The organism is Micromonospora sp. C28ISP2-4 (assembly GCF_030519385.1).
GTDB lineage: Bacteria > Actinomycetota > Actinomycetes > Mycobacteriales > Micromonosporaceae > Micromonospora > Micromonospora tulbaghiae.
On the sequence record NZ_JAUMKG010000004.1, the window covers coordinates 471,232 to 495,977 of the forward strand.

Here is a 24,746-nt window from a genome sequence, read left to right on the forward strand (position 1 = left end):
CACCGCACACCCTCCATCCACCACATCCCGCCCGAGGAATGCGGGACCACCGAGGGAGACCTCCATGAGAAGACGGCAACTCCTCGCCCTCGCGCTGGCCGGCGCGATGGTCACCGGCGCCGCCGCCTGCGGCGACAGCCCCAACGCGAACAAGAAGAGCGGCCAGGCCGCCACAGTGCTGAACGTCGGCATGCCCAACGGCCTGCAGGCGGAGAACAACAACCCGTTCCTCACCACCTCGGCCGCCGCGTCGCTCGGCTACCGGTGGCAGATCTACGAGCCGCTGATGATGTGGAACCCGGTCAAGCCGGCCGAGCCGTTCAAGCCGTGGCTTGCCACCAAGGCCGAGTGGTCGTCGGACTACAAGACGGTGAAGGTGACCATCCGCGACAACGCGACCTGGTCGGACGGGCAGAAGGTCACCGCCGAGGACGTCGCGTTCACCTACAACCTGGTGAAGAAGTTCCCGGCCCTCAACGACCAGGGCGTGCCGTACACCGACGCGACCGCGAACGGCAACGAGGTCACCATCTCGATGGCCAGCCCGCAGTTCGTCAACCAGCAGAAGGTGCTGTGGCGCGTGCCGATCGTGCCCAAGCACCTGTGGGAGAAGATCGCCGATCCGGCGAGCGACCCGGTGAAGCAGCCAGTCGGCAGCGGCCCGTACACGCTGAAGTCGTTCACCCCGGCGAGCATGACGCTCGCGGTACGCGACAGCGGCTACTGGCAGGACGCGCCGAAGGTCAAGGAGCTGCGGTACACCTCGTACACCGACAACAGCGCGCAGACCACCGCCCTGGCGAACGGCGAGTCGGAGTGGAGCTTCGTCTTCATCCCGAACTACCAGACCGTGTTCGTGGCCAAGGACCAGAAGAACCACAAGATGTGGGCGCCGCCGGTGCTGGGCATCCACGGCCTCTACCTGAACACCACGAAGAAGCCGTTCGACGACCCGACGCTGCGCAAGGCGATGAACATGGTCATCGACCGGGCGGACATCTTCACCACCGCCGAGGCCGGCTACTTCCACCCCGAGGTCAAGAGCGTGACCGGCCTGCCCAGCCCGGCGGGTGACTCGTTCATCGCGCCCGAGTACAAGGGCCAGGAGCACAAGGTCGACGTCGAGGGCGCCAAGGCGCTGCTCACCGGCGCCGGCTACAAGCTCGACGGCAACACGCTCAAGGACCGCAGCGGCAAGCCGGTCACGATCCGGCTCACCGACCCGGCCGGCTGGTCCGACTACCAGACCAGCCTGGAGATCGTGAAGGGCAACCTGGCGAAGATCGGCATCGCGGCCACCGTCGACAAGGCCAACCAGGACGCCTGGTTCCGCAACGTCGAGCAGGGCAACTTCGAGGCCACGTTCCGGTGGACCGAGAGCGGCGCCACGCCGTACGACATCTACCGGACCGTCATGGACGGCCGCGTGCTCAAGCCGATCGGCACCGCCTCCCCGGCGGGCAACTTCGGCCGGTTCCAGAGCAAGGAGGCGACCGACGCGCTGGTGTCGTACGCGAACGCCACCGACGACGCCACCCGCACCACCGCGCTGGCCACCCTGCAGAAGATCTTCGTCGAGCAGATGCCGATGATCCCGGTGGGCGCCGACAACATCGGCGGCGCGTACAGCACGAAGAACTGGACCGGCTGGCCGGACGACTCGAACCCGTACGGCGCGCTCCAGCCCACCCAGCCCAACGCGGTGGACGTGGTGCTGCACCTCAAGCCGGCAAACGGCTGACCCGGCGCTGCCGGCCCGGCCACGATCGCCCGGCCGGGCCGGCAGCGCCCGCCCCTCGCTACCGGCAACCCCAGACAGGAATTCGGCATGACGTTGACCGAGAGCGCACCGGCGCCGGCCGACGAGGTGGTGCTGGAGGCCGTCGGCCTGACCAAGCACTTCCCCGTCCGCCGGCGACTGCGTGACCTCCTCTCCCGCACCCCGGCGGTGGTGCACGCCGTCGACGACGTATCGATCGCGTTGCGTCGTGGCCGGGTGACAGCGCTCGTCGGCGAGTCCGGCTCGGGCAAGTCCACAGTCGCCCGGCTGCTGGCCCAGCTCTACCCGCGCACCGGCGGCGACATCCGGCTGCACGGCGAGTCCACCCGGGTACGCGGCGGGCGCCGGTTCCGGGCGTACGTGCGCCGGGTGCAGCTGATCCTCCAGGACCCGTTCGCCTCACTGAACCCGGTGCACACGGTCCGCTACCACCTGACCCGGTCGCTGCGCATCCACGACAACGCCGGCACCGGGCCGGACGGCCTGGAGAAGGCGCTCGCCGACCTGCTGACCCGGGTCGCGCTCACCCCACCGGAGCGCTACCTCGACGCGTTCCCGCACGAGCTGTCCGGCGGGCAGCGCCAGCGGGTGGCGATCGCGCGGGCGCTCGGCGCCGACCCCGAGGTGCTGCTCGCCGACGAACCGGTGTCCATGCTCGACGTGTCGATCCGCCTCGGCGTGCTCAACCTGCTCCAGGACCTCAAGGACCGGCTCGACCTGGCGATCCTCTACATCACCCACGACATCGCCTCGGCCCGCTACTTCGCCGACGAGACGATCGTCATGTACGCCGGGCGGATGGTCGAGGGCGGCGACAGCGAGACCGTCACCCAGCGCCCGGCCCACCCGTACACCCGGTTGCTGATCGAATCGGCGCCGGACCCGGAGCGGATCACCGGCGCGGGCGGCGACGGCGCGGCGGCGGGCGAGCGGGGCCACGGCGAGCCGCCCAGCCTGATCCGCCCGCCGGCCGGCTGCCGGTTCCACCCGCGCTGCCCGGCGGCGATGCCGCGCTGCGCCACCGACCTGCCGCCGCCGATCCCGGTCGACGACGCGCCGGGGCATTGGGCGGCGTGCTGGCTGTTCGACGCGGACACCGTCGCCCGGCAGGCGGAGCAGGCCGGGTCGGAGGCGGCCCGATGAGGTTCCTGCTGCAACGGGTGGCCTTCTACCTGTTCACCGCCTGGGCGGCGATCACGCTCAACTTCTTCATCCCGCGGATGGTGCCGGGCGACCCGGTGCAGTCGCTGATCTCCCGCAACCAGGGCCGGATCAGCGCCGACGCGGTCGCGTCGCTGCGGGTGCTGTTCGGGTTGGACTCCGACCGCTCGCTGTGGGAGCAGTACGTCGCCTACTGGGGGCAGCTGCTGCGCGGCGACCTGGGGCTGTCGTTCACGTTCTTCCCCGCGCCGGTCTCGGAGGTGATCGGGAGCAGCCTGCCGTGGACGGTCGGCCTGGTCGGCGTCACCACGGTCGTCAGCTTCCTGCTCGGCACCGCGCTCGGCGTGGGCGCGGGCTGGCGGCGCGGCTCGTGGATCGACGGGCTGCTGCCGGCCACCACGTTCCTGTCCTCGATCCCGTACTTCTGGCTGGGCCTGGTCGCGATCGCGCTGTTCGCCGGACCGGGCAGCTTCTTCCCGTCCTCCGGCGGCTACGAGCCGGGGCTGGTGCCGGCGTTCGACGCGTACTTCATCCCGAGCGCGCTCCAGCACAGCATCCTGCCCGCCGCGACCATCCTGGTGTCGTCGATGAGCGGCTGGATCCTCAGCATGCGCAACATGATGGTCACCGTCGCCAGCGAGGACTACATCACCGTGGCGCACGCCAAGGGGCTGTCCGAGCGCCGGGTGGCGCTCAGCTACGCCGCCCGCAACGCGCTGCTGCCCAACGTGTCCGGGTTCGCGCTGTCGCTCGGCTTCATCGTCGGCGGCACGCTGCTCGTGGAGATCGTCTTCTCCTACCCGGGCCTGGGGTTCCAGCTCTTCCAGGCCGTCGGCGCGAAGGACTACCCGCTGATGCAGGGCATCTTCCTGATCATCACGATCTCGGTGCTGGTGGCGAACCTGCTCGCCGACGTGGCGTACCTGCTCCTCGACCCGCGGACCCGAAAGAGCTGAGCGATGACACTCTCCCCGTCCAGCATCGAGCAGGTCATCCCCGGCCAGGGGGCGATGGCGCAGCCGTCGGCCCGGGCGCGCCGCCGCCGGTTCCGCTTCGTCGCCAACGCCAAGGCCGCGACCGGCCTGGCAGTCCTCGGGGTGTACGTGCTCCTGGCGGTGATCGGGCCGTGGATCGCGCCGTACGACCCGGACGCGCGCAGCGCCGACGTGCTCCAGGCGCCCTCGGCCCGGCACTGGTTCGGCACCACCCACCTCGGGCAGGACATCTTCAGCCAGATCCTGGTCGGCGCGCGCAGCGTGATGGTGGTGGGCCTGATCGCCGGCGTGCTCGCCACGATCCTGTCCATCCTGATCGGCGTGACAGCCGGCTACCTGGGCGGCGCGGCCGACGAAGGCCTGTCGGCGGTGTCGAACGTGTTCCTGGTGATCCCGGCGCTGCCGCTGATCATCATCGTCACGTCCCTGGTCGAGCAGGCCAGCGACACGCTCGTGGCGCTCATCATCGGCCTCACGTCGTGGGCGTGGGGCGCCCGGGTCCTGCGCGCCCAGACGCTGTCGTTGCGCCGCCGCGACTACGTCGAGGCCGCGCGCGCCACCGGCGAGCGGACCTGGCGGATCATCGGCTTCGAGATCCTGCCCAACCTGACCGCGATCATCGCCTCCGGCTTCGTCGGCACCGTCATCTTCGCGGTGATGTCGGAGATCACCCTGGCGTTCATCGGCGTCTCGTCGATGACGTCGTGGAACTGGGGCACGATCCTGTTCTGGGCGCAGGGACAGCAGGCCCTGGCGCAGGGCGCCTGGTGGTGGTTCGTCCCGGCCGGGCTGGCCATCGCGCTGCTCGGCACCGCGCTGGCGCTGATCAACTTCGGCATCGACGAGTTCGTCAGCCCTCGGCTGCGCACCGGCGGCCGGACCCGGATCCGTACCGCCGACGGCCGCACCGTCGCGATGCGTGTCGGGTTCACCCCGGTGCTCGCGCCGAACCCGGCGCCGGTCCCCATGCAGCGGCCGGCCGACCCCATCGGAGAGGACGCGACCTCATGAGCGACCAGGTGCTGGAGATCCGCGGGCTGTGCGTCGACTACGGCGTCGGCGCGGACGCCGTCCGCGCGGTCCGCGACGTCGACCTGACGCTGCACCGCGGCGAGGTGCTCGGCCTGGCCGGGGAGAGCGGCAGCGGCAAGTCCACCCTCGCCTACGGACTGACCCGGCTGCTGCCCCCGCCCGGCGTGGTCGCCGGCGGCCAGGTGATCTACCACCCGGCCGACGGCCCGCCGGTCGACGTGCTCACGCTCAGCCCGGCGAAGCTGCGCGAGTTCCGCTGGGCGGAGACGTCGATCGTGTTCCAGGGCGCGATGAACTCGCTGAACCCGGTGCACAAGGTCTCCACCCAGCTGCTCGACGTGATCCGGGCGCACGAGCCGAAGAGCACTGCGGCGAGCCGGCTGGCCCGGGCCAAGGATCTGCTGCGCCTGGTCGGCATCTCCGCCGACCGGCTGGACAGCTACCCGCACCAGCTCTCCGGCGGCATGCGGCAACGCGTCATGATCGCGATGGCGCTGGCGCTGGAACCACAGGTGGTCATCATGGACGAGCCGACCACCGCACTGGACGTGGTGATGCAGCGGCAGATCCTCGGCCAGCTCGCCGAGCTGCGCGAACGCCTCGGCTTCGCGGTGCTGTTCATCACCCACGACCTGTCGCTGCTGGTCGAGTTCTCCGACCGGATCGCGATCATGTACGGCGGCCGGATCGTCGAGGAGGCCCCCGCCGCCCGGCTGTACCGGGAACCGCTGCACCCGTACACCGAGGGTCTGCTGCACTCCTTCCCGGCGCTGCACGGGCCGCGCCGCGAGCTGACCGGCATCCCCGGATCCCCGCCGGACCTGCGCGCCATGCCGTCCGGCTGCGCGTTCCACCCCCGCTGCCCGAAGGCGTTCGACGGGTGCGACGAGCAGGTGCCGGTGCTCGGCGTGCCGCGCGTCGACGACCCGGCGCGGGCCGTCGCGTGCCGGCTGCACCCCGCCGTCGCGCCCCTGTCCCGCTGACCTGCCCGACACCACCACCCGCTACCCGCGAGGAGAACCATGGACACCGACCTCACCCGCCCGTCACCAGTGGCCGGTCCGGACCCGATCGACACGCTGCCGCCGACCTTCCGGTGGGGGGTGGCGACGTCGTCGTACCAGATCGAGGGCGCGGTGGCCGAGGACGGCCGCACGCCGTCCATCTGGGACACGTTCTGCCGGGTGCCGGGCGCCGTGGCCAACGGCGACAACGGTGACGTGGCGTGCGACCACTACCACCGGATGCCGGAGGACGTCGCGCTCATCGCCGACCTGGGGCTGGACACGTACCGGTTCTCGGTGGCCTGGCCCCGCGTGCAGCCGGGCGGTCGCGGTCCGGCCAACGTGGCCGGGCTGGCGTTCTACGACCGGCTGGTGGACGAGCTGCTCGGCCGGGGCGTCGAGCCGTGGGTGACGCTGTACCACTGGGACCTGCCGCAGGAACTGGAGGACGCGGGCGGCTGGCCGAACCGGGACACCGCGTACCGGTTCGCCGACTACGCGGAGCTGGTCTTCGCCGCGCTCGGCGACCGGGTTCGCACCTGGACCACGCTCAACGAGCCGTGGTGCTCGGCGATGCTCGGGTACGCCTACGGCGACCACGCACCGGGCCGGCGGGACCTGGGCGACGGCATCGCCGCGGCGCACCACCTGCTGCTCGGACACGGGCTGGCGACGCGGCGCCTGCGCGAGGCGGCCCGGTCCCCGATCGAGCTGGGCCTGACGCTGAACCTGTCCACCGCCGACCCGGAGACCGGCAGCGCGGCGGACCGGGACGCGGCGCGGGCCGCCGACGGGCTGGCCAACCGGCTCTACCTGGACCCGGTGCTGCGCGGGGAGTACCCGCAGGACGTGATCGCGGACCTGGCCGCCGAGGGCGTGCGGATCCCGGTGCAGGACGGGGACCTGGACGTCATCGCCACCCCGATCGACGTGCTCGGTGTGAACTACTACTTCGGGCAGCTGCACTCCGGCGTGGACGAGCAGGGGCGCGACCGCGACGACGACGGCAAGCCGGTGCGCCGGGTGGTCCGCCGCGACCTGCCGCGTACCGCGATGGACTGGGAGATCGTGCCGGAGTCCTTCACCGACCTGCTGGTGCGCCTGCACGAGGATTACCCGGGCACGCCCATGGTGATCACCGAGAACGGCGCCGCGTTCGACGACAAGCCGGACGCCGACGGGTTCGTGAACGACGACGACCGGGTCGGCTACCTCACCGAGCACCTGCGGGCGGTGGCCCGGGCCCGGGCCGCCGGCGCGGACGTGCGCGGCTACTTCGCCTGGTCGCTGCTGGACAACTTCGAGTGGGCGTACGGCTACGACAAGCGGTTCGGCATCGTCCGGGTCGACTACGACTCGCAGCGCCGCGCCCGGGCGGGCGGCCGGGTCGCGGGGCACGCCGCCGTCGCGCAGCAGCCGGGTCATCGGCAGGGTGGCCGCGCCCATCGCGACCGCGTCCGGTCCGAGCCGGCACAGTTCGATCGAGGTCTGCGCGTACGGCTGGCGCAGCGCGTGCCGCGCGGTCGCCTCGCGGATCGCGGGCAGGTGCCGCTCGCCGAGGGCCAGCCCGGCCCAGCCGCCGAGCACCACCCGCTCCGGGTTGAACAGGTTGACCAGGTTCGCCACCCCGGCGCCCAGGTAGCCGACTGTCTCGTCGATCACCTTCGCGGCGGTGCGGCCGGTGGAGCGCAGCAGCTCACCGAAGGCGGTCTCCTCGTCCGCGCCCGGCGCCGGGCGGCCCCGGTTGGCCTGCCGGAACCGGTCCAGCACCGCCTCCGCCCCCACGTACGCCTCCAGGCAGCCGAGGTTGCCGCAGCGGCAGCGCCGGCCCCCGTACACGATTGTGGTGTGGCCCCACTCCCCGGCGCTGCTGTGCGCACCGCGGTAGCCGACGCCGTCGGCGACCACGCTCGCGCCGACGCCGGAGCCGACCAGGGCGACCACGGCGTGCCGGACGCCGCGGCCGGCGCCGAACCACATCTCGGCCTGGCCCAGCGTCTTCGCGCCGTTGTCCACGTGCACCGGTACGTCGGTGCCGGCGCGCACCATCGCGCCGAGCGGGACGCCGTCCCAGCCGAGCGTCTGGGCGTGCACCACGGCGTCGGCGGTGCGCTCGACGATGCCGGCGACGGCGACGCCGACGCCGAGCACCGCGGCCGGGTCGACGCCCGCCTGCTCGGTGACGGCGGCGAGGCCGTGGCGCAGGTGCGCGGCGACCCGCTCGGGGTCGGGATCGGCCGCGGCGATCGGGTACTCCGCCTTGGCCAGCGCGGTCATGCTCAGGTCGAACAACTCCACCTGGACGCGGGTCTCGCCGACGTCGGCGCCGACGAGGTAGCCGTAGCCGGGCGCGACGCGCAGCAGCACCCGGGGGCGGCCGCCGTCGGACTCGACGGAACCGGCCTCCTCGACCAGGCCCTCGTTGATCATCTCGCCGACCAGGTTGCTGACGCTGGCCAGGCTGAGCGCTGTGGACTGGCCCAGTTCGTGCCGGCTGAGCGGGCCGTCCAGCCAGATCCGGGTCAGCAGGACCGAGCGGTTGGCCCGGCGCATGTCGCGCACCGTGGTGCGTCTGGCGTCCACGTCCGCCGCCGTCCTTCCCGGCCGCCCGCTGGCGGCTTTCGTTCCTGCTTCACGCCCTGCACGAGGTGGTGACAGGGTACGCCGCATTTACACTTAACAAAGTTAACTGATAACCTCCGGCGCATCGATGAGGAGGTATGTCATGCGACTCGGACGTGGGATGACCGCTCTGCTCGGTGGCGTGGCGCTGCTCGCGGCCACCGCCGCCGCCCTGCCCGCCACCGCCGCCACGCCGGCCGGCGCCGTCGGCACGCTCGTCGCCTGCGACGCGCCGGCCTGGGCCGAGGGCGTCACCTGGACCGCCGGCAGCCGGGCCACCTCTGCCGGCCGGCTCTACCAGGCGCTCGTCACGCACACCCCGCCGGCCGGCGCGGGCTGGACCCCGGCCGCCGTACCGGCGCTCTGGACCGACCTCGGCGCCTGCACCGGCGGCACGCCGCCGCCGAGCCCGACCACCCGGCCACCGTCCCCGTCCCCTTCCGCCTCCCCGACCGCTTCCCCCACGCGGACGCCTACGCCCACGCCGACCGTGTCGTCCAGCCCGACCACGCCCGGTGGGGACACCTGCGCGCTGCGGTCCCGGCCGTCGGGCAAGGTGCTCCAGGGCTACTGGGAGAACTGGGACGGCGCCGCGAACGGCGTGCACCCCGGGCTCGGCTGGATCCCGATCACCGACTCCCGGATCACCGGGCACGGCTACAACGTGGTCACCGCCGCGTTCCCGGTCATCCGCGCCGACGGCACAGTGCTCTGGGAGGACGGCATGGACGCCGGCGTCAAGGTGCCCACCCCCGCGCAGGTGTGCCAGGCCAAGGCCGCCGGGCTCACAGTGCTGCTGTCCATCGGCGGCGCCACCGCCGGGATCGACCTCAGCTCCAGCGCGGTCGCCGACCGGTTCGTCGCCACTGTCGTGCCGATCCTCAAGCGGCACAACTTCGACGGCATCGACATCGACATCGAGACCGGTCTGACCGGCAGCGGGAACATCAACCAGCTCTCCCCCTCGCAGGCCAACCTGATCCGCATCATCGACGGGGTGCTGGCCCAGATGCCGGCCGGCTTCGGGCTCACCATGGCGCCGGAGACCGCGTACGTCACCGGTGGCAGCGTCACCTACGGCTCGATCTGGGGCGCGTACCTGCCGATCGTCAAGAAGTACGCCGACAACGGGCGGCTGTGGTGGCTGAACATGCAGTACTACAACGGCTCGATGTACGGCTGCGCCGGTGACTCGTACCCGGCCGGCACCGTGGCCGGTTTCGTCGCGCAGACCAACTGCCTCGACGCCGGCCTGGTCGTGCAGGGCACCACCATCCGCGTACCGCTCGACCGGCAGGTCCCCGGCCTGCCCGCGCAGGTCGGCGCCGGCGGCGGCTACATGAGCCCGGCACTGGTGGCCCAGGCGTGGAACACCTACCAGGGACGCCTGAAGGGCCTGATGACCTGGTCGGTCAACTGGGACGGGTCGAAGGGCTGGACGTTCGGCGACAACGTCCGCTCGCTCCAGGGTCGCTGAGACGCGCCGCGGGGCCCCGCCGGACGGACGGGGCCCCGCGCCGGGTCAGGCGATCTTCTTCGCGGTCATCTTCTTCGGCGTGGTCGGCGAGTCCAGCCAGGCGTTGATCAGCGCGGTGAAGTCCCGGCCGGTCTGCTTGTTGACGAAGGCGATGAACGAGGCCCGGTCCTGCGGCGTGTTGCGCTGCTCCTGGACCCAGGCGCGGGCCAGCGCGAAGAACGCCTTGTCGCCCACCGTCCGGTGGATCTCGCGCAGCATCGCCGCCGGGCACAGGTAGACGTTGCCCTCGGCGAACCGCTTCGGGTCGGGCCGTCCGGGCGGGCCCAGCTTCTTGCGCAGGACGGCGTCACCCTCGCGCAGGTACCGGTCCAGGCTGGCCTCGCTGAGCTTCTGCGTCTCCTTGGTGTACAGGTCCTGGATGTACGTCGCCCAGCCCTCGTTCAGCCACAGGTCCCTCCAGGTGGTGGGCGTGACCGAGTTGCCGAACCACTGGTGGGCGTACTCGTGCAGCAGGTCGCTGCCCCAGCGGTCCCGGCGGGCCGCGGTGTTCTCGATCTTCCGGCCCATCGTGATCATCTGCTGGGTCTCCATGCCCGACGCCGAGTCCACCACCACGACGCCGCCGGAGGGGAACGGGTACGGGCCGAACTTCTTCTCCAGCCAGGTCAGGTACTGCGGGGACTTCTTCAGGTACGGCAGCAGCTTGTCGTCCGCGCCCTTGCGGTACCAGTACGTCAGCGGCATACCGCGCGGCCCCGCCGCGGTCAGCTTCTGGTACTTCCCCACCGCGAGCGTGGTCAGGTAGGTCGCGACCGGGTCGGTGCTGCGGTAGCTGAACGTGGTGCCGGACTGACCGGCGGGCGTGCCGCCGGCGATCGCGGACCAGCCCGCCGGCACTGTCACCCGGATGTCGTAGAGCGCCTCGTCCGACGGCTGGTCGTTCGCCGGGTACCAGGTGAACGCCCCGAACGGCTCCTGCATGGTCCAGAGGCCGCCCTCCTTGGTGACTGTGAGACCCAGGGCCTCGGTGTCCTTGCGGTGCGACGGCATCGGGGTCGTCCTCGGCCGGCCGTGGTAGGCGACCACAAGGGTCACCGGCTGGTCCGCCACCACCGGAGCGGACACCGTCAGCTTCTCCTTCGCCACCGCGCCGGGAACCGTCGCGCCGTCCAGCGTGACGCTGTCGACCTGGTAGGGCATGAAGTCGAGGACCAGGTTCGGCGCGTCCTTCACCGGCCGGATCCGCAGCGTGGCGGTGCCGGTGAGGGTGGTGGTCGACGGCGCCCACTCCAGCGCGAGGTCGTAGTGCAGGACATCCAGGGCGTCGGTGCCCCGGGCCGGATAGACCGGGTCGGCCACCGGCGTCGACCGCCCCGCCTGCCAGGCGGCGTAGTCGACGGCGGGCGCGGAGGGGCTCGGCGAGGTGGAGGCGGAGGGGGTCGCGGCCGGGGCGGCGGGAGCGGTGGTGCACCCGGCGACGAGCAGCGGTCCGAGGACCATGATCAGGGTTACTGGGCGGCGCATCAGCGCACCCTACGGCAGCGATCGGCCTTCGTGGGGGCGTCTCGGCTGGCACAGGTTGCGAGACCCTGCCAGGCTGGCGCTCGTGTATGACTACGACCTGCTGGTGCTGGGCTCCGGACCGAGTGGACAGAAGGCGGCGATCGCCGCGGCCAAGCTGGGCCGGCGCGTCGCGATCGTGGACCGCCGCGACATGCTCGGCGGCGTGTGCATCAACACCGGCACCGTACCGTCGAAGACGCTGCGCGAGGCAGTGCTCTACCTGACCGGGCTGAGCCAGCGCGACCTCTACGGCAGCAGCTACCGGGTCAAGGAGGACATCACCGTCGCCGACCTGGCCGCCCGCACCCAGCACGTGATCACCCGGCAGACCGACGTCATCCGCAACCAGCTCGCCCGCAACAAGGTCTCGCTGATCACCGGCACCGGCCGGTTCGCCGACGCCCACTCCGTCTGGGTGGACGCCGGCTCCGGCCGGGAGACCCGGGTCAGCTTCGACAAGGCGGTCATCGCCGCCGGCACCCGCCCGGCCCGCCCGGACAGCGTCGACTTCGACGACCGGACCATCGTCGACTCCGACGGCGTCATCAACCTCCAGGCCGTCCCGCGCAGCATGGTCGTGGTCGGCGCCGGGGTGATCGGCATGGAGTACGCGTCCCTGTTCGCCGCGCTCGGCACCAAGGTGACAGTGGTCGAGCGCCGCCCGCGGATGCTCGACTTCTGCGACGAGGAGATCGTCGAATCACTGAAGTACCACCTGCGGGACCTGTCGGTGACCTTCCGCTTCGGCGAGGAGGTGGCCGCCGTGGAGAAGCACCGCAGCGCCGCGCTCTGCGTCCTGCGCAGCGGCAAGAAGATCGTCGCGGACACGGTCATGTACTCCGCCGGCCGGCAGGGGCAGACCGACGACCTCGCGCTGGAGGCGGCCGGGCTCACCGCCGACCACCGGGGCCGGATCACCGTCGACGCCGACTACCGCACCGCCGTCGACAACATCTACGCCGTCGGTGACGTGATCGGCTTCCCCGCACTGGCGTCCACCTCGATGGAACAGGGCCGCCTGGCCGCCCAGCACGCCTGCGGCGAGCCGGCACGCGGCATGTCGGACCTGCAACCGATCGGCATCTACACCATCCCGGAGATCAGTTTCGTCGGTAAGACCGAGGAGGAGCTGACCGAGGCGTCCGTCCCGTTCGAGGTGGGCATCGCCCGCTACCGGGAGCTGGCCCGGGGGCAGATCGTCGGCGACTCGTACGGGATGCTGAAGCTGCTGGTCTCGCCCGAGGACGGGCGGCTGCTCGGCGTGCACGTGTTCGGCACCGGCGCGACCGAGATCGTCCACATCGGGCAGGCCGTGATGGGCTGCGGCGGCACAGTCGACTACCTGCTGGACGCGGTCTTCAACTACCCGACGCTGGCGGAGGCGTACAAGGTGGCCGCCCTCGACGCCGCCAACAAGATCCGCAACATCACCCGAATCGACACCTGACCCCGCCCTCCCCGTCGATCTTGCACTTACTGCCCGTTCGGCGCCCGATATGACCTCTATGCCGGGGCCGCGAGTGCATGATCGACGCAGCGTCGGGGTGGGGTCAGCGGCCGGTGGCGTAGCCCTGGGCGCCTCGGGGGTTGGCCGCGGCGGACAGGACTCCGGTACGCGGGTCGCGGGTCACCGCGCACATGCGGCCCAGGCTCCACGGGTCGGACAGGCGTACGGTGTGGCCGCGGGCGCGCAGGCCCGCCAGCACGTCGTCGTCGATCCGGTCCTCCAGCACCAGCACGCCGGGCTCGACCTCGCGCGGGTAGAACGAGGCCGGGAAGCTCGTCGTGTGCCACGTGGGGGCGTCGATCGCCTCCTGCAACTCCTGCCCGCCGGCCAGGTGCCGCAGCAGGAACAGCAGCTGCCACTGGTCCTGCTGGTCACCGCCGGGCGTACCGCAGGCCAGCACCGGCTCGCCGTCGCGCAGCACGAGCGTCGGGCTGAGCGTGGTACGCGGGCGCCGGCCCGGCCGCAGCGTCGAGGCGAGCCCCTCCTCCAGCCAGCACATCTGCAACCGGCTGCCGAGCGGGAAGCCCAGCTCCGGGATGGTGGGTGAACTCTGCAGCCAGCCGCCGCTGGGCGTGGCGGAGATGATGTTGCCCCACCGGTCCACCACGTCGACGTGGCAGGTGTCGCCGCGGGTCACGCCGTCGGCCCGTACCGTGGGTTCGCCGGTGCTCGGGTCCTGCGGGACGGGCCGGCCGGCGGCATGGGTGTGCAGGTACGACGGCAGCCGGGGTGGCGCGCCTGCCGGGCTGCCGGGGCGCAGTGACGTGTCGGCGCGCTCGCCGACCAGCGCGGCCCGCGCGCGGGCGTAGCCGGCCGACAGCAGCGCGGAGCCCGGGACGTCGGTGTCGCCGTACCACGCCTCGCGGTCGGCGAAGGCCAGCTTCAGCGCCTCGGCCTGCGCATGGACGCCGTCCAGGCTGGACGGGTCGTGGACACGCGGGTCGTCGAGCGCGTCGAGAATGGAGAGGGTCTGCAGCAGCACCGGGCCCTGGCCCCAGAAGCCGGTCTTGGCGACCGTGTGCCCGTGCCAGTCCAGCGTGACCGGTTCCTCCCAGGTGGCCGACCATCCGGCCAGGTCGTCACCGGTGACCAGCCCGGCGTGCGCGCGCCCGCTGGAGTCGCGGAACGGCAGCCGGCTGAACGCGTCGATCGCCTCGGCGACGAAACCCTCCCGCCAGGCGCGCCGGGCCGCCTCGATCTGCGTCTCGCGGTCCGTACCGGCGGCCCGTCCGGCGTCGACGAGGCGGCGCAGCGTGTCCGCGTACGCCGGGTTGGTGACCATCTCCCCCGGCGCGGGCGGGCGGCCGTGGCGGAGCCAGAGTCGCGCGGAGGTCGGCCAGTGGTCGGTGAAAAGCGACCGGACCCGCGCGACGGTCTGCCCGGCGGCACCGACGAGCGGGTGGCCGGCGGCGGCGTAGCCGATCGCCGGTTCCAGCACCTCGGCGAGCGTGCGGGTGCCGTGGTCGCGCAGCAGCAGGAGCCAGGCGTCGACAGCGCCCGGCACCACGGCGGCGAGCGGGCCGGCACCGGGCGCGAGGTCAAGGCCGAGCGAGCGGAAGTGCGCCGCGGTGGCGGCGGCCGGGGCCGGTCCCTGACCGCACAGCACGCGCGGGGTGCTGTCGGTCGCGGTGGCGAGGATCGCGGGCACCTCGCCGGCCGGGCCGTTGAGGTGCGGCTCCACGACGTGCAGCACGAACCCGGCGGCGACAGCGGCGTCGAAGGCGTTGCCGCCGCGTTCCAGCACGCCCATCGCGGACTGGCTGGCCAGCCAGTGCGTGGAGGAGACCATGCCGAACGTGCCGCGCAGCGTCGGCCGGGTGGTGAACGTCATCGGCGGTGCTCCTACACGGTGCCGGCGGCGCGCGTCGCCGCGTCGTTCCCCACGCCGCCGTCGCGCTCGCCGTCGAGCGGGAACAGGCACGCCGCGTCGTGGCCGGGCCCGACCTCGGCGAGCGCCGGATCGGTCTCGGCGCACGCGGGGCGGGCCTGGGGGCATCGGGTACGGAAGCGGCAGCCACTCGGCGGGTCCACCGGGCTGGGGATGTCGCCGGTGAGCACGATCCGGCGGCGCTCCCGCTCGACGCGCGGGTCGGCGACCGGCACCGCGGACAGCAGCGCGGCCGTGTAGGGGTGCGCCGGGCGCCGGTAGATCCGCTCGGGTGGGCCGGTCTCGACGATGCGGCCCAGGTACATCACCGCGATCCGGTCGCTCATGTGCTCGACGGCGGCCAGGTCGTGCGCGATGAACAGGTAGGTGAGCCCGAGGTCGCGTTGCAGGTGCCGGAGCAGGTTCATGATCTGCGCCTGGACGCTCAGGTCGAGCGAGGCGATCGGCTCGTCCAGGACGATCAGGTCCGGCTCGCCGGCCAGCGCCCGGGCCACGCCGACGCGCTGGCGCTGGCCGCCGGACAGCTCGTGCGGATAGCGGCCGGCGGTGTCGGCGCGCAGGCCGACCAGGTCCAGCAGCTCCGCGACCCGGGTACGCCGGGCGGCGGCGGACGCGGCGAGCCGGTGCACGACCAGCGGCTCGGCGATGCTGTCACCGACCGTCCGGCGTGGATCCAGCGACGCCTGCGGGTCCTGGAACACCATCGCGACGTGGCGCCGCGTCGCCCGCAGGCGTCGGCGCGACCAGCGGGTCACGTCCTCGCCCGCCACCCGGACCCGCCCGGCGGTCGGGTCGACCAGCCGCAGCAGCGCCAGACCGGCCGTGGACTTGCCGCTGCCCGACTCGCCGACCAGGCCGAGCGTCTCGCCCCGGCGGACGGCGAGACTGACGCCGTCCACCGCGCGGACCGTTCCGGCCGGGGTCGGGAAGTGCACCTTCAGGTCGTCCAGCTCGGCGACCAGGTCCGGGGTCTCGGCGCTCATCCGGCCTCTCCACGGTAGAAGGTACGGACCGTGTGCCCGTCGCCGACCGGCGTCAGCGGGGGCAGCTCGTGCTCGCAGCGGGGGTCGGCGCGTACCGGGCAGCGCGGCCAGAACGCGCAGCCCGGGGGCAGGTCCAGCGGGCTCGGCGGCGAACCGGGGATGGCCACGAGGTCCTCGCCCCGCCGTGACGGGTCCGGCCGGGCCGCGAGCAGCGCCCGGGTGTACGGGTGCGTGGGCGTGTCGAACACCGCGTCGACCGGGCCCTGCTCGACGATGCGTCCCCCGTACATGACCGCCACGGTGTCCGCGATGCCGGCGACCACGCCCAGGTCGTGGGTGACCCACACGACGGCGGTGCCCAGCCGCGCCTGGAGGTCGGCGACCAGCTCGATGATCTGCGCCTGGGTGGTGACGTCGAGCGCTGTGGTCGGCTCGTCGGCGATCAGGAGGTCCGGCTCGCAGGCGAGCGCCATGGCGATGGCGACGCGCTGGCGCATGCCGCCGGAGAACTGGTGCGGGTACGCGTCGACGCGCCGCGCGGCCGACGGGATGCCCACCAGTTCCAGCAGCTCCACCGCCCGGTCGCGGGCGGCGCGGCGGGTCAGTCCGAGGTGTTCCTCGGCCGCCTCGGTGACCTGCCGGCCCACCGGCAGCACCGGGTTGAGCGAGGTCATCGGATCCTGGAAGACGAACCCGACGTGCCGGCCGCGTACCTTGCGGCGGCGGTCGTCGGGCAGCGCGGTCAGCTCGGTGTCGAGCAGCCGCACCCGGCCGGTCACAGCGGCGGCGCGCGGGGCGAGGCCGGTGGCGGCGAGCAGTGTCATGCTCTTGCCGCTGCCGGACTCGCCGACCAGGGCGAACGTCTCCCCCGGCCGTACCTGCCAGGACACCCCCGCGACGGCACGGACCGGGCCGCGGCGGGTGCCGACGGTGACTGTGAGGTCGTCCACGGACAGCACGGTCGAGTCGGCCGCGGAGGGCCGGCGTTGGCTCGGCATACGCTCGGTGCGCTCGCTCATGCGGTGCTCCTGCGTGCTTCGGCGAGGGTCAGCTGGCGCGGGTCGAGCACGTCCCGCAGCGCGTCGCCGACCAGGTTGAACGCCAGCACGGTGAGGAAGATCGCCGCGCCGGGGAACACGCCCAGCCACCACGCGTCGGTGACGAACCCGCGCCCGTCGAACAGCATCCGTCCCCAGGCCGGGGCCGGCGGCTGGATGCCCAGGCCGAGGAAGGACAGCGCGGCCTCGGAGAGGATCGCGAACGCCAGCGACAGGGACGTCTGCACGATCAGCGGCGCGGCGATGTTCGGCAGTACGTGCCGGCGCATGATGCGCAGGTCGGACGCCCCGATGGAGACGGCGGCCCGGACGAACACCTGCTCGCGTACGGACAGCACGCCGGCGCGGGTGATCCGGGCGAAGATGGGCGTGTAGACCACGCCGATGGCGACCATAGCGGTGAGCAGGCCGGGGCCGAGCACCGCCACGATGGCCACCGCCAGCAGCAGCACGGGGAACGCGAACAGCACGTCCATGCAGCGCATGAGCACGCTGTCCAGCCAGCCCCGGTAGTAGCCGGCGAACAGCCCGAGCGTCACGCCCGCGACGAGCGCGATGCCGACGCTGACGGCGCCGACCTGCAGCGACACGCGGGCGGCGACGAGCACCCGGCTGAGCACGTCGCGGCCCAGCTCGTCGGTGCCGAACGGGTGCGCGCCGCTGGGCGGGCGCAGCATCTGGTCCACGTCGACGTCGTTGACACCGGCCGGTGCCAGCCACGGGCCGGCCACGCCGACCACGACGAGCAGCACCAGCACGATCGTGCCGCCGACGGCGAGCGGGTCACGGCGCAGCGCGTCGAGGACGCGGCGTCCGGTGCTCTCGGTCGTGGCGCTCACTTGACCGTGATCCTCGGGTCGAGGCGGGCGTAGAGGATGTCCACCAGCAGGTTGACCAGCAGGAACAGCGCCGCGACGAGCAGCACCGCACCCTGCAGGACGGGATAGTCGCGGGCCTGCACGGCGTCGAAGGTGAGCCGGCCGATGCCGGGCCAGGCGAACAGCACCTCGATCACGATGACGCCGCCGAGCAGGCTCGCCAGTTGCACGGCGACCACCGTCACCACCGGGATCAGCGCGTTGCGCAGCACGTGCCGCACGATCACCACCCGGTTGCGCAGCCCTTTCGCCTCGGCGGTACGCACGTAGTCGGCGGAGAGCACCTCCAGCACGGAGGAGCGGATGAACCGGGTGAGGATCGACGCGGTGACCAGGCCGACGGTGACCGCCGGCAGCGCCACGTGGGTGGCCCACCGGCCGGGGTCGTCGGTCAGCGCCACGTAACCCGACGGGGGCAGCCAGCCGAGCACCCCGGCGAACAGCAGGATGCCCATGATGCCCATCCAGAAGTCCGGCACGGAGACGCCGAACTGGCTGAACACGCGGGCCGCGTGGTCGACGGCGGAGCCGCTGCGTACCGCCGCGACGATGCCCAGCGGGAACGCGACGAGCAGCGCGAACACCACGGCGGTGACGGCGAGCGACAGCGTGGCGGGCAGCCGTTCCAGCACGATCGCGCTCACCGGCTGGCCGGTGCGGAAGCTGACCCCCAGGTCACCGGTGAGCGCGTGCCCGAGGTAGCTGGCGTACTGCACGGGCAGCGGCTGGTCGAGGCCGGCGCGTTCCCGCAGCGCCTCGTACGTCTGCGGGTCGAACCGGGTGCCGAGCGCCACCCGGACCGGATCACCCGGCACCAGTTGCAGCAGCAGGAACACCACGAGCGTCACGCCGACCAGCACGACGGCCGACTGGAGTACCCGCCGCAGGACGAAGCGGGCCATCACTTGGCCAGGGCGACCGACCGGAACCGGATCGCCCGGTCGGTGCGCACGTCGTAGCCGGACACCTTCTTCGACCAGCCCTGCACCACGTCCGGGTTGTAGAGGTAGAGGTAGCTGGCGTCGTCGACGATCTGCTTCGCCGCCTGCTCGTACGCCTGCTTGCGAGCGCCCTGGTCGGTCTGGGTGCGCGCGTCGTCGAGCAGCTTGTCGACGGCCGGGTTCTTGTACTTGTGGAAGTTGAACGTGCCGCCGCTGTGGTGCTGGGCGTAGTAGAACTCGTCCGGGTCGATGTTGCCGAGCCAGCCGAGCATGAACCCGTCGAAGTTGCCCTTGGCCTGCTCGTCGAGCCACTGGGCGAAGTCCAGCGTACGGATCTTGACGGTGATGCCGACGTCCTTGAGCTGCGCGGCGATGACCTGCGCGGCGGTGACCGTCTCGGGGTACTCGCTGGTGACCATCAGGTCCATGGTCAGGTTGCTCACGCCGGCCTGGCCGAGCATCTGCTTCGCCTTGCCCGGGTCGTGGCTGTAGGGCGCGTAGTCGTAGTAGAAGGCGCTGGCCTTCGGGATGGCGGTCTGGTTGACGGTGGCGAGCCCGAACTTCGCCGCCTTGGTGATCGCCTCGCGGTCCAGCGCGTACCCGATGGCGCGCCGCACCTCGGGGTTGTCGAACGGCTTACGAGCCTCGTTGAGCGCCACATACCAGTAGTCGGTCGAGGGTGCCGACTTCACGGTGATGTCGCCGTCGTCCTTGAGCGAGCCGACCTGCTGGGGCGGCAGGTTGTCGGTCCACTGGACCTGGCCGCTGCGCAGGTTCTGCAACGCCACAGTGGGGTCCTTGACGAAGGTGAACGTGACGCCGTCCAGCTTCGGCTTCTCGCCCCAGTAGGAGTCGTTGCGCACCAGCTTGACGCTGTCGCCGGAGGTGTAGCCGGCCACCTTGAACGGGCCGCTGCCGACCGGGGCGGTCTTCACCGTGCCGGACTCCACGTTGGACTTCTCCACGATCGCCACGCCCTTGAACCCGCCGAGGTTCGCCAGCAGGTTCGGCGTGGGCGCGCTCAGCGTCACCACCACGGTGGCCGGGTCGGGCCCGGTGACCGACTTGACGGTGGCGAACTTGTACGCGTTGTTCAGCTTCTCCTTGATGATCCGCTCGAACGAGTAGACGACGTCCTCGGAGGTCAGCGGCGACCCGTCGGAGAACTTGACGCCTTCGCGCAGCGTGAACGTCCAGGTCAGCTGGTCGTCGCTGGTGGTCCACTTCGTCGCCAGCGACGGCACCATCTTCAGGTCGGCGTCCGGCTCGACGAGCGTGTCGTAGACGTTCTCCAGCACCTGGAAGCTGTAGTAGGCCGAGGTCTTGTGCGGGTCGAGCTGGTCGGGCTCACCGCCGATCGCGGCGTTGAGGACTCCCCCGGCGCCGCCGGCGTTCCCCCCGCCGCCGACGTCGACCGCCTCGCCTCCGGTGCATCCGGACAGGACGCCGACGGTCAGTGCGAGCGCGGCGCCGAGCACACCGATCTTGTTCCTGGACACGGGCCCCCCTAGCCACTTCCCGGACAAAAGAAAGTTTCGGCGAGTCTTCTCCCCGAGCGGGATGATGTCAACGAATGCCGCCAAAGTGACTGGTCGGCCGCCGCTTGCCGGTGCGGAGTGAACGGTGGTTCAATCCGGGCCCGACCTGATCCGCCACCGCCCTGGGAGTTGCCGCCGTGATCACGCACGATGTCGTCAACCAGGTACCCCCGATGGTCGGCCACGACACCGCCGACGACCCGGCCCTGCGCGACGGCGTGACCCGCGAGGGCGCGGGCTGGGCGCTGCCCGGGCTGCACGAGCTGGGCCGGCTCGCCGGTGGCGAGGAGGCCGCCGAACACGGGCGGCTCGCCAACGAGCACCCGCCGGTGCTGCGCACCCACGACCGGTACGGCCACCGCATCGACGAGGTGGAGTTCCACCCGTCCTGGCACGAGCTGATGCGTACCGCCGTCGGGCACGGCCTGCACGCCGCGCCGTGGGCCGACGACCGGCCGGGCGCGCACGTGGCCCGCGCCGCCGGCTTCTACCTGTGGCGGCCCGACGCCGGGCACGGCTGCCCGATCTCGATGACCTACGCGGCGGTGCCCGCGCTGCGGCACAGCCCGAACCTGGCCGCCCGCTACGAGCCGCTGCTCGCCACCCGCGAGTACGACTTCGGGCTGCGCCCGCCGCAGACCAAGCGCGGCCTGCTCGCCGGCATGTCGATGACCGAGAAGCAGGGCGGCTCGGACGTCCGCGCCAACACCACCACGGCCCAGCCCGAGCCGGACGGCAGCTACCGCCTCGTCGGGCACAAGTGGTTCACCTCGGCGCCCATGTGCGACCTGTTCCTCACCCTCGCCCAGGCGCCCGGCGGCCTCACCTGCTTCCTGGTCCCCCGCGTGCTGCCCGACGGCACCCGCAACCCGATGCGGCTGATGCGGCTCAAGGACAAGCTCGGCAACCGCTCCAACGCCTCCGCCGAGGTCGAGTACGAGCACGCGGTGGCCTGGCGCGTCGGCGACGAGGGCCGGGGCGTGCGCACCATCATCGACATGGTCAACCTGACCCGGCTCGACTGCGTGATCGGCGCGGCGGCCGGGATGCGCCACGGCGTGACCACCGCCGTGCACCACGCCACCCACCGGCGGGCGTTCGGCGACTACCTGGCCGACCAGCCGCTGATGCGCAACGTGCTGGCCGACCTGGCCGTCGAGTCCGAGGCGGCCACCGTCCTGATGGTCCGGCTCGCGGGCGCGACCGACCGGTCGGCGCGCGGCGACGACGGCGAGACCGCGTTCAAGCGCCTCGCCCTGGCCGTCGGCAAGTACTGGGTGTGCAAACGCTGGCCCGGCCACGCCGCCGAGGCGCTGGAGTGCCTGGGCGGCAACGGCTACGTCGAGGAGTCCGGCATGCCCCGGCTGTTCCGCGAGTCGCCGCTGAACTCGATCTGGGAGGGCTCCGGCAACGTCGCCGCGCTGGACGTGCTGCGCGCGCTCACCCGGGAACCGCAGGTGCTCGCCGCGTACGAGGCGGAGGTGGCCGCCGCGGCCGGTGCGGACGCCCGGCTGGACGCCGCCGTGCGCCGGGTGCGCGACGAGCTGGCCGACCACACCGACCTGGAGCTGCGCGCCCGGCGCGTGGTCGAGCGGCTGGCGCTGGTGCTCCAGGGCGCGCTGCTGGTGCGCCACGGCCACCCGGCGGTCGCCGACGCGTTCTGCGCGTCCCGGCTCGACGGCGACCACGGCCAGGCGTACGGGACGCTGCCGGGCGGGCTGGACCTCGCCGCGATCATCGACCGCGCCACCCCGAAGATCGGCTGAGGATGTGGTGATGCGGCTCGCCTCGATCCACCTGTACCCGGTCAAGTCCCTCGGCGGCGTCGACGTCGACCGGGCCGACGTCCAGCCGTGGGGGTTGCGTCACGACCGCCGCTGGCTGGTGCTGCGCCCCGACGGCGGCAAACTGGGCTCGACCGCCCTGCCGGCGCTGCTCGGCCTGACCGCCGCCCCCGGTCCCGGATCGATCACGCTCACCGCCCGCGACGGATCGTCGCTCACGGTCGCCGAACCGGTCGACGGTCCGCCCGTCGCCACCGACGTGTCCCGGCTGGACACGGTCCGGCTCGCCGGCGCCGAGGCCCACGACTGGCTCTCCGCGCGGCTGGGCCGGCCCGTGCGGCTGGCCTGGCTGGACGACCCGCGCCGCCGGCCGATGTCGGCCGAGCACGGCGGCGGGCCCGGTGATCCGCTGAACCTGTCCGACGCCGGACCCCTGCTCGTCGCCACCGTGCCGTCGCTGCGACGGCTGCGGGACTGGATCGTCGAGGGCGCGCTGGAACGCGGCGAGCCCGCGCCGGAGCCGCTGGCGATGGCCCGATTCCGGCCGACGGTGGTGCTGGACGGGCCGCTGGAGCCGTTCGCCGAGGACGGCTGGAGGCGTGTGCGCATCGGCGCCGTCGACTTCCGGTTCTCCGAACGCTGCGACCGCTGCTCGGTGACGCTGATCGACCCGGAGACCCTCGCCAGCGGGAAGGAGCCGATCCGCACGCTGGCGCGGCACCGGCGCCACGACGGGAAGACCTGGTTCGGCATCCGCCTGGTCCCTCTGACCACTGGCGAGATCCGGGTCGGCGACCCGGTCGTCGCGGGCTGAGCGTGGTCAGCCCGCAGTGACCGCCCGGGGCCGCCACTCGTCGGCCAGGACCGCGTAGACGAGCTGGTCGGCCCAACCGTCCCGGAACCGGTAGCTGCGCACGTGCCGCGCCTCCCGACGCATTCCGAGCCGGGCCATCAGGCGGGCCGACGGCTCGTTGTCCGCGTGGCATCGGGCGATCACCCGGTGCGGTCCGCCGCGCTGCGCCACACCAGCTCGACCGCGCCGACCACCCGCGCGTCGCGCACCACGGCGAGCGTCAGGCAGTCGCCCTCCGCGCGCAGCGCGTCCTCGCCGGTCATCGCGGTCACCGACGACAGGGACTCCGCCCGGGTACGCGGCGCGGCGCCGGCCATCCAGCGGACCACGTCCGGGCGGCGCTGCCAGGCGTGCACGTCGTCGAGGTCGTCGAGGGTGACCGGGCGCAGCAGCAGCCGGGGCGTGCGCAGCGGGTACGCGGGGTGGGCCACCGGGCGATGGTAGGGGAACCTAGTGTGGGGCGCATGGTCGTTTCCGCCGACGACGGCAACCCGCTCACCCGGCTCACGCTCGACCAGCTCCGGCAGCGCACCAGCGTGAAGTGGCGGCTGTACCCGCCGGACGTGCTGCCGCTGTGGGTCGCCGAGCAGGACGTGCCGCTGGCGCCGCCGGTGGCCGAGGCGCTGCGCCGGGCGGTCGAGCTGGGCGACACCGGCTACTCGTACGGCACCGGGTACGCCGAGGCGGTCGGCGGGTTCGCCGCGCAGCGGTGGGGCTGGGCCGACTTCCCGGTCGGCCGGACCTCGCTGGTGCCGGACGTGATGATGGGCACGGTCGAGGTGCTGCGCCTGGTCACCGGCCCGGGTGACGCGGTGGTGGTCACTCCCCCGGTCTACCCGCCGTTCTACGCGTTCGTCACGCACGCCGACCGGCAGGTGATCGAGGCGCCGCTCGGCGCGGACCTGCGACTCGACCCGGCCGCGCTGGAGGAGGCGTTCCGGCGCGCCCGCGCGACCGGTGACCGGCCGGCGTTCCTGCTCTGCAACCCGCACAACCCGACCGGTGTGGTGCACCGGCCCGACGAGCTGGCCACCGTCGCCGAGCTGGCCGCCCGGCACGGCGTACGGGTGGTGGCCGACGAGATCCACTCGCCGCTGGCGCTGCCCGGCGCGCGGTTCACCCCGTACCTGACGGTGCCGGGCGCCCAGAACGCGTTCGCGCTGGTCTCGGCGTCGAAGGCGTGGAACCTGGCCGGGCTCAAGGCGGCGCTGGCGGTCGCCGGTCCGGACGCGGCGGACGACCTGGCCCGGATGCCGGAGGAGGTCAGCCACGGTCCCAGTCACCTCGGGGTGCTCGCGCACACCGCCGCGTTCCGGGCCGGCGGCCCGTGGCTGGACCGGCTGCTCGACGGCCTGGACGCGAACCGGGCGCTGCTCGGGTCGCTGCTGAGCGAACACCTGCCCACTGTGTCGTGGCGGCCGCCCGAGGGCACGTACCTGGCCTGGCTGGACTGTCGGCGTCTCGGCGTACCCACCGAGGCGGGCGACGGACCGGGGGTGGCGAGCGACCTGGCCGGGCCGGCGCGGATGTTCCTCGACCGGGCGCGGGTGGCGCTCAGCTCCGGGCACGTCTTCGGCACCGGTGGCACCGGGTTCGTGCGGCTGAACTTCGCCACCTCCCCCGCCGTGCTCACCGAGGCGGTCACCCGGATGGGCCGCGCCGCACGCGACTGACCGGCAGCC

The 24,746-nt window shown here is 72.6% G+C and carries 19 protein-coding genes and 2 pseudogenes; 11 read left to right on the plus strand and 10 right to left on the minus strand.

The features are described 5' to 3' along the window. The first annotated feature begins 64 nt into the window (after positions 1 to 64). The 6 genes and pseudogenes from Q3W68_RS18435 to Q3W68_RS18460 all read left to right on the plus strand — a co-directional run. A complete protein-coding gene (locus Q3W68_RS18435) occupies positions 65 to 1,741 on the plus strand; it encodes an ABC transporter substrate-binding protein (RefSeq protein ID WP_302906603.1) in 1,677 nt (558 codons plus the stop codon). Between the two features lie 87 nt (positions 1,742 to 1,828). Continuing rightward, positions 1,829 to 2,923 carry an ABC transporter ATP-binding protein gene (locus tag Q3W68_RS18440; protein ID WP_302906604.1) on the plus strand — a complete coding sequence of 365 codons (1,095 nt, stop codon included), beginning with the start codon at positions 1,829 to 1,831 and terminating at the stop codon, positions 2,921 to 2,923. Then, positions 2,920 to 3,897 carry an ABC transporter permease gene (locus Q3W68_RS18445; protein WP_302906605.1) on the plus strand — a complete coding sequence of 326 codons (978 nt, stop codon included), beginning with the start codon at positions 2,920 to 2,922 and terminating at the stop codon, positions 3,895 to 3,897. Before Q3W68_RS18440 ends, Q3W68_RS18445 begins: the two co-directional genes overlap by 4 nt. 3 nt (positions 3,898 to 3,900) lie before the next feature. Next, positions 3,901 to 4,947: an ABC transporter permease gene (locus Q3W68_RS18450; RefSeq protein ID WP_175438878.1), complete on the plus strand. Its 1,047-nt coding sequence runs from the start codon at positions 3,901 to 3,903 to the stop codon at positions 4,945 to 4,947. Further along, the gene (locus Q3W68_RS18455) at positions 4,944 to 5,951 is read left to right on the plus strand and encodes an ABC transporter ATP-binding protein (protein ID WP_302906606.1); all 1,008 of its coding nucleotides are present in this window, start codon (positions 4,944 to 4,946) and stop codon (positions 5,949 to 5,951) included. The genes Q3W68_RS18450 and Q3W68_RS18455 overlap by 4 nt, the downstream gene beginning before the upstream one ends. A gap of 39 nt (positions 5,952 to 5,990) precedes the next feature. After that, positions 5,991 to 7,358: pseudogene (locus Q3W68_RS18460) on the plus strand (GH1 family beta-glucosidase); the annotation flags it as partial. A gap of 102 nt (positions 7,359 to 7,460) precedes the next feature. On the opposite strand, the pseudogene Q3W68_RS18465 reads toward Q3W68_RS18460, so the two are convergent. Then, positions 7,461 to 8,642 (minus strand): annotated as a pseudogene (locus Q3W68_RS18465) (ROK family protein); the annotation flags it as partial. Between the two features lie 55 nt (positions 8,643 to 8,697). Between Q3W68_RS18465 and Q3W68_RS18470 the strand changes: the two are divergent. Next, a complete protein-coding gene (locus Q3W68_RS18470; protein WP_302906607.1) occupies positions 8,698 to 10,071 on the plus strand; it encodes a glycosyl hydrolase family 18 protein in 1,374 nt (457 codons plus the stop codon). A gap of 45 nt (positions 10,072 to 10,116) precedes the next feature. Here Q3W68_RS18470 and Q3W68_RS18475 read toward each other — a convergent pair whose 3' ends face one another. Next, the gene (locus Q3W68_RS18475) at positions 10,117 to 11,595 is read right to left on the minus strand and encodes a M1 family metallopeptidase (protein ID WP_302906608.1); all 1,479 of its coding nucleotides are present in this window, start codon (positions 11,593 to 11,595) and stop codon (positions 10,117 to 10,119) included. An 82-nt stretch (positions 11,596 to 11,677) separates the two neighbouring features. On the opposite strand from Q3W68_RS18475, the gene sthA reads away from it, so the two are divergent. Beyond that, the gene (gene sthA / locus Q3W68_RS18480; RefSeq protein WP_302906609.1) at positions 11,678 to 13,081 is read left to right on the plus strand and encodes a Si-specific NAD(P)(+) transhydrogenase; all 1,404 of its coding nucleotides are present in this window, start codon (positions 11,678 to 11,680) and stop codon (positions 13,079 to 13,081) included. 103 nt (positions 13,082 to 13,184) lie between these two features. Here the strand turns inward: sthA and Q3W68_RS18485 are convergent, their stop codons facing one another. From Q3W68_RS18485 to Q3W68_RS18510, 6 genes are read right to left on the minus strand one after another with little or no spacing between them, the layout of a single operon-like run. Further along, on the minus strand, positions 13,185 to 14,972 hold the full coding sequence (locus Q3W68_RS18485; RefSeq protein WP_302906610.1) for a gamma-glutamyltransferase family protein: 1,788 nt from the start codon (positions 14,970 to 14,972) through the stop codon (positions 13,185 to 13,187). An 11-nt stretch (positions 14,973 to 14,983) separates the two neighbouring features. Further along, complete coding sequence (locus Q3W68_RS18490) at positions 14,984 to 16,012, minus strand: ABC transporter ATP-binding protein (RefSeq protein ID WP_302906611.1); 1,029 nt, start codon at positions 16,010 to 16,012, stop codon at positions 14,984 to 14,986. Next, entirely contained in the window at positions 16,009 to 17,031 is a 1,023-nt protein-coding gene (locus Q3W68_RS18495) for an ABC transporter ATP-binding protein (protein WP_302906612.1), read from the minus strand. The genes Q3W68_RS18490 and Q3W68_RS18495 overlap by 4 nt, the downstream gene beginning before the upstream one ends. Then, positions 17,028 to 17,909 (minus strand): ABC transporter permease, encoded by an 882-nt coding sequence (locus Q3W68_RS18500; RefSeq protein ID WP_210898921.1) that lies wholly within the window; start codon positions 17,907 to 17,909, stop codon positions 17,028 to 17,030. Before Q3W68_RS18500 ends, Q3W68_RS18495 begins: the two co-directional genes overlap by 4 nt. Continuing rightward, positions 17,906 to 18,850 carry an ABC transporter permease gene (locus Q3W68_RS18505; protein ID WP_302906613.1) on the minus strand — a complete coding sequence of 315 codons (945 nt, stop codon included), beginning with the start codon at positions 18,848 to 18,850 and terminating at the stop codon, positions 17,906 to 17,908. The genes Q3W68_RS18500 and Q3W68_RS18505 overlap by 4 nt, the downstream gene beginning before the upstream one ends. After that, a complete protein-coding gene (locus tag Q3W68_RS18510; protein ID WP_302906614.1) occupies positions 18,850 to 20,388 on the minus strand; it encodes an ABC transporter substrate-binding protein in 1,539 nt (512 codons plus the stop codon). The genes Q3W68_RS18505 and Q3W68_RS18510 overlap by 1 nt, the downstream gene beginning before the upstream one ends. A 176-nt stretch (positions 20,389 to 20,564) precedes the next feature. On the opposite strand from Q3W68_RS18510, the gene Q3W68_RS18515 reads away from it, so the two are divergent. Further along, a complete protein-coding gene (locus Q3W68_RS18515; RefSeq protein WP_302906615.1) occupies positions 20,565 to 22,193 on the plus strand; it encodes an isovaleryl-CoA dehydrogenase in 1,629 nt (542 codons plus the stop codon). 10 nt (positions 22,194 to 22,203) lie between these two features. Continuing rightward, positions 22,204 to 23,025 carry an MOSC domain-containing protein gene (locus Q3W68_RS18520; protein WP_302906616.1) on the plus strand — a complete coding sequence of 274 codons (822 nt, stop codon included), beginning with the start codon at positions 22,204 to 22,206 and terminating at the stop codon, positions 23,023 to 23,025. Positions 23,026 to 23,031: 6 nt separating this feature from the next. Here Q3W68_RS18520 and Q3W68_RS18525 read toward each other — a convergent pair whose 3' ends face one another. Both Q3W68_RS18525 and Q3W68_RS18530 read right to left on the minus strand, forming a co-directional pair. Next, positions 23,032 to 23,208: a GNAT family N-acetyltransferase gene (locus tag Q3W68_RS18525; RefSeq protein ID WP_302906617.1), complete on the minus strand. Its 177-nt coding sequence runs from the start codon at positions 23,206 to 23,208 to the stop codon at positions 23,032 to 23,034. Continuing rightward, positions 23,205 to 23,495 carry a GNAT family N-acetyltransferase gene (locus tag Q3W68_RS18530; RefSeq protein WP_302906618.1) on the minus strand — a complete coding sequence of 97 codons (291 nt, stop codon included), beginning with the start codon at positions 23,493 to 23,495 and terminating at the stop codon, positions 23,205 to 23,207. The genes Q3W68_RS18525 and Q3W68_RS18530 overlap by 4 nt, the downstream gene beginning before the upstream one ends. Before the next feature lie 33 nt (positions 23,496 to 23,528). On the opposite strand from Q3W68_RS18530, the gene Q3W68_RS18535 reads away from it, so the two are divergent. After that, positions 23,529 to 24,737 carry a MalY/PatB family protein gene (locus tag Q3W68_RS18535; protein ID WP_302906619.1) on the plus strand — a complete coding sequence of 403 codons (1,209 nt, stop codon included), beginning with the start codon at positions 23,529 to 23,531 and terminating at the stop codon, positions 24,735 to 24,737. Positions 24,738 to 24,746: the final 9 nt, after the last annotated feature.

Bases quoted from the DNA above. Each gene is read 5' to 3' on its own strand.
- Q3W68_RS18435 (WP_302906603.1), top strand. From the start codon at position 65: ATGAGAAGACGGCAACTCCTCGCCCTCGCGCTGGCCGGCGCGATGGTC.
- Q3W68_RS18440 (WP_302906604.1), top strand. From the start codon at position 1,829: ATGACGTTGACCGAGAGCGCACCGGCGCCGGCCGACGAGGTGGTGCTG.
- Q3W68_RS18445 (WP_302906605.1), top strand. From the start codon at position 2,920: ATGAGGTTCCTGCTGCAACGGGTGGCCTTCTACCTGTTCACCGCCTGG.
- Q3W68_RS18450 (WP_175438878.1), top strand. From the start codon at position 3,901: ATGACACTCTCCCCGTCCAGCATCGAGCAGGTCATCCCCGGCCAGGGG.
- Q3W68_RS18455 (WP_302906606.1), top strand. From the start codon at position 4,944: ATGAGCGACCAGGTGCTGGAGATCCGCGGGCTGTGCGTCGACTACGGC.
- Q3W68_RS18470 (WP_302906607.1), top strand. From the start codon at position 8,698: ATGCGACTCGGACGTGGGATGACCGCTCTGCTCGGTGGCGTGGCGCTG.
- Q3W68_RS18475 (WP_302906608.1), bottom strand. From the start codon at position 11,595: ATGCGCCGCCCAGTAACCCTGATCATGGTCCTCGGACCGCTGCTCGTC.
- Q3W68_RS18485 (WP_302906610.1), bottom strand. From the start codon at position 14,972: ATGACGTTCACCACCCGGCCGACGCTGCGCGGCACGTTCGGCATGGTC.
- Q3W68_RS18490 (WP_302906611.1), bottom strand. From the start codon at position 16,012: ATGAGCGCCGAGACCCCGGACCTGGTCGCCGAGCTGGACGACCTGAAG.
- Q3W68_RS18495 (WP_302906612.1), bottom strand. From the start codon at position 17,031: ATGAGCGAGCGCACCGAGCGTATGCCGAGCCAACGCCGGCCCTCCGCG.
- Q3W68_RS18505 (WP_302906613.1), bottom strand. From the start codon at position 18,850: ATGGCCCGCTTCGTCCTGCGGCGGGTACTCCAGTCGGCCGTCGTGCTG.
- Q3W68_RS18520 (WP_302906616.1), top strand. From the start codon at position 22,204: ATGCGGCTCGCCTCGATCCACCTGTACCCGGTCAAGTCCCTCGGCGGC.
- Q3W68_RS18535 (WP_302906619.1), top strand. From the start codon at position 23,529: ATGGTCGTTTCCGCCGACGACGGCAACCCGCTCACCCGGCTCACGCTC.